The organism is Campylobacter sp. 110 (assembly GCF_002383965.1).
In the GTDB taxonomy this organism is placed as follows: Bacteria; Campylobacterota; Campylobacteria; order Campylobacterales; family Campylobacteraceae; genus Campylobacter_D; species Campylobacter_D coli.
The window spans coordinates 1-13,236 of sequence record NZ_NXBD01000036.1; the positions used below are offsets into that span (position 1 = coordinate 1).

Sequence of the window (13,236 nt, forward strand, 5' to 3'; positions counted from 1 at the left end):
TATAACGACCATTTTCAAAATTTTAAAAGATATAATATACCAAAAGCACAGCTTGTAATAGCTGATATTCCTTATAATTTAGACAACAATGCTTATGCTTCATCTCCTAAATGGTATATAAATGGGGATAATAAAAATGGAAAAAGCAAAAAAGCAAACAAGGCATTTTTTGATACAGATAATGATTTTAGAGTTAGCGAATTTATGCACTTTTGTTCAAAAATGCTTATAAAAGAACCTAAAGAATGCGGTAAAAGTCCTTGCATGATTGTTTTTTGCTCTTTTGAGCAACAAGCAATGTTAATTGAAGTAGCTAAAAAATATGGCTTTAATCATTATATAAATTTGGTTTTTAGAAAACAAAGCTCATCTCAAGTTTTAAAAGCAAATATGAGAATAGTTGGAAATTGTGAATATGCTTTAATCTTATATCGTGAAAAACTTCCAAAATTTAATAATGATGGCAAGATGATTTATAACTGCATGGATTGGCAAAAAGATGAAGGTATTCCTAAAATACATCCCACACAAAAGCCTGTTAAATTGCTAGAAAGATTAATCACTATTTTTACAGATGCAGGTGATGTTGTTATAGATCCATGTGCTGGAAGTGGTAGCACTCTTTTAGCAGCTACAAATTTAAACCGCAAAGCTTATGGCTTTGAGATTAAAAAAGACTTTTTTAAAAGTGCTAATGAAATTATGTTTAAACACATAGAAAGAAGCTTATTTGCTTAAGTTAGAAAGGATAAAAAATGAAAGAATTCAAAGAATACATAAAAGCTAAAATAGCATTAGAAAAAGAGCTAGAAAATACGCAAGAAATGTTAAAGCAAACGATAAAAGAAATGTTGCTTTTAAGAAACGACAATGCTTTTAATCAAAATGCAAACGATGAGATGTTAAAAGCTATTAATAAAAATTGGAAAATAACAGCTTCGCTTGAGAGTTTAAGTGATACATTAGAAATTAAAGTGCTAGAACAAAGCACGAGCTATAATCGCTTTTGTTTTGGTGATGTTTTGATTTTAATCAGCAATTTTTTAAGCTATGAAGAGCAAAAAGCAATTATTGCAAAATTAGGCTTTGATTTAGAGAAAGGAGTATGAAATGGCAAAATTTGGTAAGATAGAAAAATTATTATCAACAAAAGAAGTAGCGGAGTATCTGGGATTTACTCCGCTAAAAATTCGCAAAATGAGAATGCGAGTAAATCAAAATAAATTTAATTTTCCTAAAGGGATTAAAATAGGTTCTACTTTTAAATATGAAAAAGCCGAAATTGATAAATGGTTGCAAACTTGCAAGGTGATTTAAAAATCCCCTGCAAGTTTTTCGATATAATCTCCCCACCACTGCATTAACTTTCTTTTTAATTCTATATTTTCACTACGATTATAAGCTTTTAAAATGGCGTTTTTTTGCTCGTGTGCTAAACACTGCTCGGCTATATCCATACTCACACCATGATCTAATTGATGTTCGTTGGCTAAACTTCTAAACATAGCACGAAAGCCATGTGCACTTTGAATACCTTTATATCCTAGTCGTTTATTGATATTACAGGTGATATTCTCGCTATTACACCCATTTTTTGAACTTCCAGCAAATATATAATCATTGACTTTCATTTTCTTTTGTTCTTTTAAAATTTTAAGCGCTTGAGAATTTAAAGTGATAATATGTTCTTTTCTCATTTTCATTTTTTCAGCTTTAATAGTCCATATAGCATTTTTTAAATCAATTTCATCCCAAGTTGCTTTTATAACATTACCGGGGCGTTGTGCAGTCAAAAGATTAAAAAGCATTAGATTTTTATGTGTTTTTTTAAGATCTGAATTTTTTAAGGCTAATATATATTCTTTAATTTTATCGTTTTCTAGTAGAGTTGGCTGATGAATTACTTTTGAAGCTTTTTTAAAAACTATGGAATTATCAATACTTGTCACAGGGTTATTTTCTACGATTTCAAGTTGCAAAGCATATTTAAAGATTTTGTTAATCCAGCCTTTAGCTTTTATAAGTGTAGGGATTTGATGCTCTATGGTTTTAAGTGTTTCGATGACATGTGAACGCTTGATGCTTTCTATATCTACATCTTTGAAATTCTTAAAAACGCCATTTTTGTATTTTAATCCTCTTTGTATTTCTTTTAGACTTAATCCATCAGCCTTACATTTTTCTAAAACTTCATCATATATATCGCCAAATTTAAGTCTTTTAGCGTTTTTTATGTTTTGTCCTTTTGCTTTTAGCTTAAAAGCATTTAAAGCGATTTCTCTAAGCTCTGCTAAGGAAAGTAACGGATACTCTCCTATTTTTATATAAGTATCATTTGCTTGTCTTATTTTAAATAATTTTTTACCACTAGGATAAATAAAAACATATAAGCCTTTTAAACTCGGATCAGCAAATTTTATAAATTTTTTATCACTTTCGCATTTAATGCTTTTTAAAAAACTATCGGTAAGTTTGTTAATTTTTGCCATTAATTTTTCTCTCTTTTTTAGTGTCTATTTTGGTGTAAAAAGTAGCCCATTTTGTAACCCATTTTTGGAAAAGTGACCCACTTTTTTAAGAACATTATAGCACATTTTGGAATATAAAAGAACGATATAGAACAAGCTTTAAAACATTTTATTATAGGCATTTGATTAATATATTAAAGCAAAATAGGGATTTGATAAAAAAGAGTAATGGTGGATTTAGCAGGACTCGAACCTGCGACCAACCGGTTATGAGCCGGTTGCTCTAACCAACTGAGCTATAAATCCGCCTTAATTTTTAAAGATAAAATTATACCTTATTTTTGCTTAAAATTATTTTATTTATTTTTATTGTCTACCCAAAAGTATCTAAAGGTAATCAAATGCTGTAAAATTCCAAAGAAAATCATAAAAATCGTAAAAGAACTTCCACCATAGCTAAAAAAAGGCAAAGGGATACCGACAACAGGCGCAAATCCTATAGTCATCGAAATATTTACCGCAGCATAAATAAAAATAAACAATGCTACGCAGTTTATGGCAACCCTAGCAAAATAATCATCCTTAAGCTTTTGATTTAAGCTTAGTAAATGAAAGATGAGTAGAGTATAAAGTAAAATCAATACAAATCCCCCCAAAAAGCCAAATCTTTCTATAAGATATGCAAAGATAAAATCACTTGTAGAGATAGGCAAAAAGTTAAAATGCGTTTGTGTAGCTTCATCTTCAGATTTTCCTATAAGGCCGCCATTGCCTATGGCTATCATGGATTGTGCAACTTGATAGCTTGGTTTTTCGGAGATAAAATCATGAATTCTTTGTTTTTGATAGGGCTTTAACAAATGCGTATAAATGATGGGAGAGCTTATGCCGATGGCGATGATGATGCTTAGCCAAATTTTATAATGCACACCCATGATAAAAAGCACACCAAAACCTACGATTAAAAGCACCATAGCACTTCCTAAATCAGGCTCTTGAGCGATCAATAAAAAAGGCAAAATGATAAAAAAACTAAGTTTTAGAAATTGTTTTAATTTATAGCCATTTTTAGGCGGTGGATCTTGATAGATGAGATAAGCAAGCATTAAAATAAAACTAGGTTTAAAAATTTCAGAAGGTTGAATGGTAAAATGAGTAAAAGGAATTTCAAGCCATCTTTTAGCACCTAACTTTTCAACACCAAAAATATCTGTACTTACAAGCAAAAAGATATTGACCCAATAAGCTATGGGTATAAGCCACATCAGTTTGCGAATGGGCAATAAAAAAAATACGCTAAATGCGGCAATTCCTACACAGGCATAGACAAATTGTTTTTCGGCTAAAAAAGCATTGGCTTCAAAGATTAAAAAAAACGAAATTAAAATAATAGGTACAAACAAAATAGGTTGCATATAATCAAAATGTGTTAAAATTCTTCTATCAGGTATAAACAAAATTTGCCTTCAATTTGTAGTATTAAAATATAATTATAAAATAAAACTCTAAATTATATAAAATTTTATAAGGAAAAAATGCAAACTTTTTTGGTTGATGAACCTTCAAGGCTCGATATTTTTTTAGCTAAAAATCTTCAGCAAAGTCGCAATCAAATAGCCTTGATGATAGAAAAAAACTGCGTTTGGGTTAATGATAAAATTCAAAATAAAAATTCATTTAAGTTAAAAGTCGGAGATAAACTTGTTTTAAATTTGCCACTTGTAGAGGAAGCTAAGCCTAAATTTGATATAGATTTTGATATAGAAATTTTATACGAAGATGAGGATTTGTTGGTTTTAAATAAACCTTCAAATTTGGTTGTTCATGGAGCAAAAAGTGTTAAAAGTGCGACTTTGGTGGATTGGCTTATAGAAAAACAATACACCCTTTCTACCTTAGGCGGAGAAGTGCGCGCAGGGCTTGTTCATAGGCTTGATAAGGAAACAAGCGGAGCTATATTGATCGCGAAAAATAATTTTACTCATCAAAAGCTTAGTGAGCAGCTTAGTGATAAAACTATGGGAAGAATTTATCTTGCGTTAATTGATTTGCCACTAAAAGAGGATAAAATTATCATAGATAAAGCTTTGATTCGATCCAGTGCTAATGCTATTAAAAAAATAGTTACAAATAGCTTTGTTAAGGGTTCTAAGGAGGCTAAAAGTGCTTTTGTTAACTTGGCAAAAAGCGAGGAAGTGAGTCTTATTGGGGCTAAGCTTTTTACGGGTAGAACGCATCAAATTAGAGCACATTTAGCTAGCATAAATCGTCATATTTTAGGAGATGAATTATATGGCTATAGGGGGAAATACGAGTGTAGGATTATGCTGCATGCGTATTTTTTGTATTTCATTCATCCTAGAAATGGAGAAAAAATATTTATCCAAGCTCCATTAATGGACGATTTTAAACAAATTTTAGAAAAAAAATTTATTTTAGGAGAGCTTAATGAAAAAATTTCACTTGAGTCTTTGCTTGGGTGCTTTGACTCTTTTATTTAGTGCTTGCAGTGTTTCGCAACTTTCTAATATGGGTTCAAATAAAGAACTTTTAGTCAATGAAAGCTTGCCAAAGATTAACAATCTTAAAAGTCTTAGTGATATTAGCAATATAGCGTTTGAATGGGATCCTTTATATGATAATATCAAGGGATTTTATTTATATCGCTCAAATGATGCAAATCCTGAATTTAAACTTGTAGGAACGATTAAAGATAAATTTCAAACGCATTATGTAGATGCTAAACTTGAGCCAAATACAAAATATTACTATATGATGAGAAGTTTTAATGATCAAGGTCATATTTCAGAAGATGGAAAGGTAATTGAAGTAAAAACTATGCCAAGATTAGAGGCTATTCCTTTTGCACAAGCTATCACCAATCTACCAAGCCGAATTAAATTGATTTGGCGTCCACATCCAGATCCAAGAGTTGCTTCTTATATCATAGAAAGAGCTAAGGCAGATGGACAAGAATTTAAAAAAATTGCCGAGGTGAAAAATCGCTTGAATGCTGAATTTATAGATGAGGATTTAAAACCTGAGGAGAGTTTTAATTATAGAATTATTGCTGTTGGATTTGATGGGGTGCAAAGCCAGCCAAGTTCTATTTTAAATTCTACAAGCAAGGCCTTACCTCCTCAAGTTGGGCATTTAAATGCGAGCTTAGATGGAGCCAATAAAGTAGTTTTGACATGGGACGCTCCTAAATACAAAGATTTTTCGTATTATAAAGTTTATTCTACAAGTTCAAGTTTTCTTCCTTACACTCTTTTGGCTAAAACCGAGCAAAATTCTTATGAAGATATAGTTGAAGGTGCTGCAAAGAGTAAATACTATAAAGTAACCATGGTAGATATAGACGGGCTTGAAAGTCCTATGCCTAAAGATGGGGTAGAGGGTAAAACTTTAGGAATTCCATCTTCTCCTAGTATTATTTTGGCTCAAAGTACGAGTGATGGTATTGATTTAGAATGGGTGGATAATGACTCAAGAGCGGTTGAATACGAAGTTAGACGCTATGGCGGTGATCAAAATGCTATTTTTAAGAGTATAAAAGAAAAAAGATTAAAAGATATTAAAGCTTTACCGGGTGTAGAATATAGCTATGAAGTGATAGCGATTGATTCTGTTGGTCTTCGTTCAGAGCCTTCAAAGAAAGTTAAGGCGAAGCAATAGTGCCAAATTTTAAAACTAGAAAACTTAAAGAAATCATTCTACCCTTTGAAAAAGATGGGGTAGAATTTGTGTGGATGGCACATAACGATAATGTGAATTTAATTTACACAAGGGTCGAGGAAGAAAGCTTTTTTCTACAGATTAAAAAAGGAGAAAATGAATTTGTAGTTAAGGTAGATAAGCATACCAAACCTTCTAAAATAGCCTATTTACATAAGGCTTTATATATTTTTAAGCAATATTTTTGCGAGGATGTTATCAGCGAGGCTTTTGGTATAAAAAATAATGCTTTAGCCGAAAAAACTCCTTTGATTGCTAATGATTTTGAAGAAGTTTTAGAAAGGCTTGAGGGAAAAATTTACATCGAAATTGGTTTTGGTTCAGGAAGACATTTGCTTTACCAAGCTAAAAACAACCCTCAAATTTTAATCCTTGGGATAGAAATTTATAATCCAGCCATCACGCAGGTAGCCAAGCTTGCACGCGCTCAAGGTATTGATAATATCTTATTAGTTCAAAGTGATGCTAGGCTTTTGTTGAGTGTTCTTCAGTCTGATTCTATAGAAAAAATTTTCCTACATTTCCCAGTTCCTTGGGATAAAAAGCCTCATCGCCGCGTTGTTTCTAAAGCATTTTGCAAAGAATGTGCAAGAGTGCTTACAACCCAAGGGGTTTTTGAGCTTAGAACAGATAGTTATGAGTATTTTGACTTTACCCTTAAGGAATTTTTAGAATTCTCATCACCGCAATTTAGCATTAGAAAAAATGAAAATTTAGAAATTTCTAGCAAGTACGAAGATAGATGGAAAAGGCAAGAAAAAGATATTTATGATCTTTGGGTGTGGAATTTAGATAAAGAAGAAAAGAATGTTTTATCAGAAGAATTTGATTTTTCAGATATACATTTAAGTAAAAATGATCTGATGCTTTTAGAGAAAAATTTTAAAAACTTTACCCTGAAAAAAGAGGATTTCTTTTTGCATTTTGAAAATATTTATAAGCAAGGGGAAAGTTTATTATTAAAAATAGCTTTTGGTGCTTTTAATAAGCCTGAGCATTGTTATTTACATATAGGAGAGGCGATTAGTTTTGTTTTTAAAGAGCCTTTTAAGATACAAGAAAATTTAAAAGCTATAAAAGAGCTTAAGAAAAGTGTTAAATTTCACTTCAATATGAAACATTTTCTTGAAAATTAAGCAAAAATAAAGCATAATTTACGAATTTTGAAATTCAAAGAGGATGGGATGTCAAATTTAATTCAAGCGCATAAACTTTCTTTAGGTTATGATGAATTGGTTATTAAAGAAGCCAGTTTCACTTTTAAAGATGATGATTTTGTTTTTATTACAGGTAAAAGTGGAAGTGGAAAAAGCACTCTTTTAAAATCTTTTTACGGGGACTTAGAACTCCTTTCAGGGGAGCTTGAAGTATGTGGATCTTCCATGCGAAAGATTGGAAATTCAGAGCTTTTAAAATTGCGTCAGCAAATTGGTATTATTTTTCAAGATTATAGACTTATACAAGAATACAGCGTAGAAAAAAATGTGATGCTTCCTCTTGTGATTAAAGGTTATAGTAAAAAAGTTTGTCATGATCAAGCAAATAAGCTTTTAAAGCATGTAAATTTGACATTTAAAGCGGATAAATTGCCCAATCAACTAAGCGGAGGAGAGCAACAAAGAGTAGCTATGGCTAGAGCTTTAGCACACAATCCTAAGCTTTTGCTTTGCGATGAACCTACAGGAAATTTAGATGAGTATTCTTCAGATATCATTTGGACACTTTTAAAATCAGCTAGAGAGCTTTTAGGTACTTGTGTTGTAGTGGTTACACATAGAATTCCGAGTAATTTAAGACTGAATTATCGTCGTTTTAATATAGAAAATGGAAATATGAATGAAATTTTTTAAAACCCACTTATCTTTGATTTTGCCTTTGCTTTTTATGATGTTTGCTTTTGAGTTTATTTTACTTACAAATGCTACTTTAAGACATTATGAAGAGCTTGTCAATAAAGATTATAATATCATCGTTGCAAGCTCTGCTGAGCTTGATAAGAATGTTATCAAAACCAAACTTTCTTCCTTTTCTAGTTTGGAGCCATTAGATCCTAAAGATTTGATAGATCGTTTAAAAAACGATATTTCTGATAAAAATTTAAAAGTTTTACGAGATTCTTTGCCTAAATTTTATAGTATCAAGCTTGATTATTTGCCTACACAAAATGAGCTTAATACCATTAAAAACCAGCTTTTAAGCATACCAAGTATTAGCAAGGTCGAGACTTTTGCTAAAACGCATGATAAGGTTTATTCTTTGCTTGTTTTGATGAAATTTGTATTTTGGTTGTTTTTATTTATCATTATCTTGCTTTCTTTTGTTTTGTTTTTAAAACAAATGAGAATTTGGCTTTTTGAACACACTGAACGCGTAGAGATTATGTGTTTGTTTGGTGCGCCTTTTTGGTTTAGATCTTTTATGCTATATAAGATTGTGGTTTTGGATTGTTTTATTGCTTTTATTATTTTATTTGTATTTTTTACACAAATTTATAATCTTTCTATAGTCCAAGATAGCCTAAAAGCGGTTGATATTATCTTGCCTCCTATTAATTTTATCGTGCATTTGGGCGTGATTTTTTTAGTGACTTTGTTTATATGTTTATTCTGTGTAAATTCGGTGATGTTTAGGGTGAAAAAATGAGAAAAATTCTAATTTTTCTTTGTTTTTTTTTATTGTCCAATGAAATGCATGCTAATGCCATTAGTGAAAAAACTAAGAATTTAGAAGAAAATAAACGCATTCAAGAGCAGGTAAATAAAAAGCTTGAAGATTTAGCCAATGATATATTAAGTGGAGAAAAGAGCTTGAAAGAGTTAAGTGCTCAAATTGAAACTCTTAATTCTCAAACTCTCAAGCTTGAAGCTCGAGCCAAGGCACAAAATAAAGACTTAAATCTACTCACAAGTCAAAACACAGATCTTTTGAAAAATAAAGCCAATATGGAAGGCAAACTTATAGCCTTGATGGCTAAGGATTTTGCCTATGATTTGCCTATACCGCAAGGTTATGTTGAAAGCAAGGAAAGTTTTATGGCTTTTGAGGTTTTGGGTGGCTTGGATAAAATTTTGCAAGATGAAATTTTTAAACTTTCTAAGGATTATGAAGATATAAGTAAATTAATCGATGATAAGCAAGAACAAATTAAAAAAATTAATGAAGATTTAAAAGATTACAATACCCAATTAGCAAAACTTCAAAATTTAAGACAAAAACAAGTCAGTGAGATTAAAAAACAAAAAACCGATCGGGCAATTTATGCTAAAAAACTTGAGAATTTGCAAGATCAGCAAGATGAATTAAGAAAAACCTTAAATCAATTAAAAATTATAGAAAGCAAGCAAGAGGATAAAAAACAAAGTCAAAAAACTGCCAGCGATAGCAAAATTGTCAATAATACTCAAAAAATTCGCCAAATTGGATCTAGCTACCAAGGAAGCTCTACTAAGCGTTATACAGGTAAAAAAACTATAGCCCCTTTAGAATCTTTTACCGTAAAACAAAAATTTGGAAATTATATCGATCCTGTTTATAATATTAAAATTTTCAATGAAAATGTTGTTTTAAGAAGCAATAAAGCCGATGCTGTAGTGAAAAGTGTTTTAGATGGAAAGATAGTTTTTGCCAAAGATACAAGTATGCTAGCAAGAGTTGTGATAGTCGAACATGATAATGGAATTCATACTATTTATGCACACTTAGATAAGATAGCACCTAATATCAAAGTCGGTAAAAATGTAAAAAAAGGTGCGGTAGTGGGTAGGATAAAAAATGATTTAACTTTTGAAGTAACACAAAAGAATTTTCATATCAATCCTTTAGAACTTATTAGTTTAAATTAGCTAATTTTAATACAATTTTCAATATAATTTCAAGTTGATTAAGGAGAAAAAATGCAAGAGAGAAAAAGAGTTTTAGTAAAATTTTCAGGAGAAGCTTTAGCCGGAGAAAATGGTTTTGGTATTGAAAATTCTATTTTAAAATTCATAGCAAATGAGATTAAAGAACTGGTTAAAAACAATATAGAAGTAGGCATAGTGATAGGGGGTGGAAATATCATTCGCGGCGTTTCAGCAGCCAAAGGCGGTCTTATCAAACGCACAAGCGGCGATCACATGGGAATGCTTGCGACTGTTATTAATGCTATTGCTATTCAAGAGGCTTTAGAAAGTTGCGGACTTGATGTGAGAGTACAAAGTGCGATTCAAATGGAAGCTTTTTGTGAAACTTATATTATGAGAAGAGCTCAAAGACATTTAGAAAAAGGTAGGGTTGTGATTTTTGCTGCAGGCACAGGAAATCCTTATTTTACAACAGATACAACAGCTATCTTAAGAGCGGTTGAAATTGATGCACAAATGGTTATTAAAGCAACAAAAGTAAACGGAGTTTATGATAAAGATCCTAATAAATTTGAAGATGCAGTATTTTTACAAACCTTAAGCTATGATGAGGCAATGCAAGATAATATTAAAGTTATGGATGATACTGCAATCGCTCTAGCTAAGGATAATTCTTTGCCTATAGTTGTATGCAATATGTTTGAAGAAGGAAATTTGCTTAAAATTATACAAGGCGATAACAGTCTTTGTTCTATAGTTAAAAATTAATCAAGGAGAACTAATGGAAAACAGAATCGAAGAAATAGCAGCTAAAGCTCTAGAAAGAATGGGAGATGATCGCTACCGTCTTTCTTTGGTTGTTGCAAAAAGAGCAGAACAATTAGCCGATGGTGCAGCACCTTTAGTGGATATTGATAAAAGTAAATTAAAATTCGCAGATATTGCTTTATATGAGATAGCAGAAAATAAAATCACTTTAGAGGGTCTAGTTGAAACCAGTCGATGAGGAATTATTGCTCGAAAAACTCATTGAAGATATTAAAAATTGTAGAGATTTAACAAGAGCAAAAGAACTTCTTTTTACCATTTGTCAGGAGGATGCTATTGTAGAAAAAGCTGTGGATTATTGCATAAAGTCCCACGAAGGTCAGGTTAGAAAAAGCGGAGAACCTTATGCAGTTCATCCCATCTTGGTTGCAAGCTTGGTTGCTTTTTTAAGTGAAAACAAAGCCACAATTTTGGCTGCGCTTTTACATGATGTGATCGAAGATACGCAATGTACCGAAGAAGAACTTAGGGATCAGTTTGGATCCGAAGTTTTAAAGCTTGTTTTAGGTCTTACAAAGATTGTAGAAATCAGAGAAGATAATCTCATTCCTTCAAAATCAAAAAAAAGTTTAACCAAATCCGCTCTTACATTTAGAAATATGCTTTTAGCAAGTATTGAAGATGTCGGGGTTTTGGTGGTAAAACTTTGCGATAGACTTCACAATATGCTAACCTTAGATGCTTTAAGAGAAGATAAGCAAAAGCGTATTAGCGAAGAAACTTTGGTCGTTTATGCACCCATAGCACATAGACTTGGAATTTCTAGTATTAAGAATTATTTAGAAGATTTAAGCTTTAAGTATTTGATGCCTGATGAGTATAAGCTTATCGATAATTATATTAATTCAAATGACCAGCAAATGCAACTAGGACTTAATGAATTTATTTCTAAAATCGAGCTTTTATTTCTTAGCAATGGCTTTAGGCAAGGAAGTTTTCAAATTCAAAAACGCATCAAGCACAGTTATTCTATCTATCTTAAAATGCAAAGAAAAGGTGTGGGTATAGAAGAGGTGCTTGATTTGCTTGGTGTACGAATTTTGGTTGAAAATGTGAGCGATTGTTATTTGGCTTTAGGGGTTTTGCATACAAATTTTAATCCCTTGGTTTCGCGTTTTAAGGACTACATAGCCTTACCAAAACAAAATGGCTATCAAACTATACATACCACTCTTTTTGATACAAAAAATATTATCGAAGCACAAATTCGTACTTTTGATATGCATAAAATCGCTGAATTTGGTATAGCTGCACATTGGAAATACAAAGAAGATGGGAGTGTTGTGGCTCCGCGACTTGATTGGCTTACTGATATTTCGATGCAAAGTACGAACAATCTTGAAAACGCAGAAGATTATAATGCTATCGAGCTTTATGAGTATGCAAAAGATAGTCTTTATGTAGAAGATGTGGCTGTTTATTCTCCAAAGGGTGAAATTTTTACTTTGCCAAGAGGAGCTACTGTGCTTGATTTTGCTTATGAGGTGCATACTAAAGTAGGACTTCATGCAAAAAGTGCTTATGTTAACCGTGTAAAAGTCCCTCTTTTAACCGAGCTTAAAAATGGAGATATAGTAAGGGTTGTAACTTCCAATGATAGGTTTTATCGTTGTTCTTGGGTTGATAGTGTGAAAACAGGAAAAGCAAAAGCGAGCATAAGAGAATTTTGTAAGCAAAAAATGAGAGAAATCAATCTTTTAAGCGCGATTAATATGTTAAGTTTTATTTTTAGTGTAGATAAAAACAAGATAGAAAATTGGATTGAAAGAGAGAATTTAGGCAGACGCATACGACAAGTAGCCAGTGATAGTGCTTATTTGAAAGATATAGTCAATGGGCTTAAAAAATACGCTAAAAAATCTTATTGGTTTGACAAATACGAAATCAAAGAACAAAAGATTGGGAATTTTTTATTGTATTCTAATCATAAAATTGCTAATGTGGATTTTGATTACTGCTGTCATCCAAAAAGAGGCGATGCTGTACTTGCATTTATCGAAAATGGAAATGCTATAGTTCATCATAAACTCTGCGATAGGGCAGATAAGATGATAGACAATAATAAAGACATGGTTTTGATTAAATGGGATTCTAATATCCCTAAATCATACAAATTAATCTTTTCTTTAGAAAATAAAAAAGGAATTTTAGCAGAGTTTTTGGCAGTTTTGGCTAAAATGCAGATTAATTTATTAACGATTAGTTTGTCAAGTGATATTAATACAGTGGTGGATTATTTTGAGATCACGATAGAAATTCCTGACAATATAAATCCTGATAATGTCCGAGATAGATTGAAGTCTTATTGTAAAATTTTAGATTTTACTTCATTAAATGACGCTTATAAAGAAGCTTAAACT

The 13,236-nt window shown here is 31.4% G+C and carries 14 protein-coding genes and 1 tRNA gene; 12 read left to right on the forward strand and 3 right to left on the reverse strand.

The features are described 5' to 3' along the window. From BGS43_RS04020 to BGS43_RS04030, 3 genes are all read left to right on the forward strand, one after another. Positions 1-738 (forward strand): DNA-methyltransferase (locus BGS43_RS04020; protein WP_141085296.1); only part of this gene is annotated, 738 nt, incomplete at its 5' end. Positions 739-755: 17 nt separating this feature from the next. After that, the gene (locus tag BGS43_RS04025) at positions 756-1,109 is read left to right on the forward strand and encodes a hypothetical protein (RefSeq protein ID WP_002787307.1); all 354 of its coding nucleotides are present in this window, start codon (positions 756-758) and stop codon (positions 1,107-1,109) included. Between the two features lies 1 nt (position 1,110). Then, on the forward strand, positions 1,111-1,317 hold the full coding sequence (locus BGS43_RS04030) for a helix-turn-helix transcriptional regulator (protein ID WP_002787309.1): 207 nt from the start codon (positions 1,111-1,113) through the stop codon (positions 1,315-1,317). Here BGS43_RS04030 and BGS43_RS04035 read toward each other — a convergent pair. The 3 genes from BGS43_RS04035 to BGS43_RS04045 all read right to left on the reverse strand — a co-directional run bounded on the left by BGS43_RS04035 (position 1,314) and on the right by BGS43_RS04045 (position 3,925). Beyond that, positions 1,314-2,489, reverse strand: coding sequence for a tyrosine-type recombinase/integrase (locus tag BGS43_RS04035; RefSeq protein ID WP_002787311.1), 1,176 nt, complete (start codon positions 2,487-2,489; stop codon positions 1,314-1,316). The two genes, BGS43_RS04030 and BGS43_RS04035, sit on opposite strands and share 4 nt — an antisense overlap. Positions 2,490-2,697: 208 nt before the next feature. After that, positions 2,698-2,774, reverse strand: a tRNA-Ile gene (locus tag BGS43_RS04040). Positions 2,775-2,824: 50 nt separating this feature from the next. Next, on the reverse strand, positions 2,825-3,925 hold the full coding sequence (locus BGS43_RS04045; RefSeq protein ID WP_002825059.1) for an FtsW/RodA/SpoVE family cell cycle protein: 1,101 nt from the start codon (positions 3,923-3,925) through the stop codon (positions 2,825-2,827). Positions 3,926-4,003: 78 nt separating this feature from the next. Between BGS43_RS04045 and BGS43_RS04050 the strand changes: the two genes are divergently transcribed. From BGS43_RS04050 to BGS43_RS04090, 9 genes are read left to right on the forward strand one after another with little or no spacing between them, the layout of a single operon-like run. Next, the gene (locus BGS43_RS04050; protein ID WP_002825058.1) at positions 4,004-4,969 is read left to right on the forward strand and encodes an RluA family pseudouridine synthase; all 966 of its coding nucleotides are present in this window, start codon (positions 4,004-4,006) and stop codon (positions 4,967-4,969) included. Beyond that, positions 4,917-6,146, forward strand: a complete 1,230-nt coding sequence (locus BGS43_RS04055) for a fibronectin type III domain-containing protein (RefSeq protein ID WP_096568902.1) — start codon at positions 4,917-4,919, stop codon at positions 6,144-6,146. Before BGS43_RS04050 ends, BGS43_RS04055 begins: the two co-directional genes overlap by 53 nt. Beyond that, on the forward strand, positions 6,146-7,342 hold the full coding sequence (trmB, locus tag BGS43_RS04060) for a tRNA (guanosine(46)-N7)-methyltransferase TrmB (protein ID WP_002825056.1): 1,197 nt from the start codon (positions 6,146-6,148) through the stop codon (positions 7,340-7,342). Before BGS43_RS04055 ends, trmB begins: the two co-directional genes overlap by 1 nt. A gap of 48 nt (positions 7,343-7,390) precedes the next feature. Then, entirely contained in the window at positions 7,391-8,056 is a 666-nt protein-coding gene (locus tag BGS43_RS04065; protein WP_025398791.1) for a cell division ATP-binding protein FtsE, read from the forward strand. Beyond that, positions 8,043-8,849 (forward strand): FtsX-like permease family protein, encoded by an 807-nt coding sequence (locus BGS43_RS04070; protein ID WP_002776224.1) that lies wholly within the window; start codon positions 8,043-8,045, stop codon positions 8,847-8,849. The genes BGS43_RS04065 and BGS43_RS04070 overlap by 14 nt, the downstream gene beginning before the upstream one ends. After that, the gene (locus tag BGS43_RS04075; RefSeq protein ID WP_002786036.1) at positions 8,846-10,048 is read left to right on the forward strand and encodes a murein hydrolase activator EnvC family protein; all 1,203 of its coding nucleotides are present in this window, start codon (positions 8,846-8,848) and stop codon (positions 10,046-10,048) included. The genes BGS43_RS04070 and BGS43_RS04075 overlap by 4 nt, the downstream gene beginning before the upstream one ends. Positions 10,049-10,099: 51 nt before the next feature. Continuing rightward, the gene (gene pyrH / locus BGS43_RS04080) at positions 10,100-10,816 is read left to right on the forward strand and encodes a UMP kinase (RefSeq protein ID WP_002825053.1); all 717 of its coding nucleotides are present in this window, start codon (positions 10,100-10,102) and stop codon (positions 10,814-10,816) included. A gap of 13 nt (positions 10,817-10,829) precedes the next feature. Then, positions 10,830-11,054: a DNA-directed RNA polymerase subunit omega gene (locus tag BGS43_RS04085; protein ID WP_002776235.1), complete on the forward strand. Its 225-nt coding sequence runs from the start codon at positions 10,830-10,832 to the stop codon at positions 11,052-11,054. Then, complete coding sequence (locus BGS43_RS04090; protein ID WP_096568905.1) at positions 11,038-13,233, forward strand: RelA/SpoT family protein; 2,196 nt, start codon at positions 11,038-11,040, stop codon at positions 13,231-13,233. The genes BGS43_RS04085 and BGS43_RS04090 overlap by 17 nt, the downstream gene beginning before the upstream one ends. Positions 13,234-13,236: the final 3 nt, after the last annotated feature.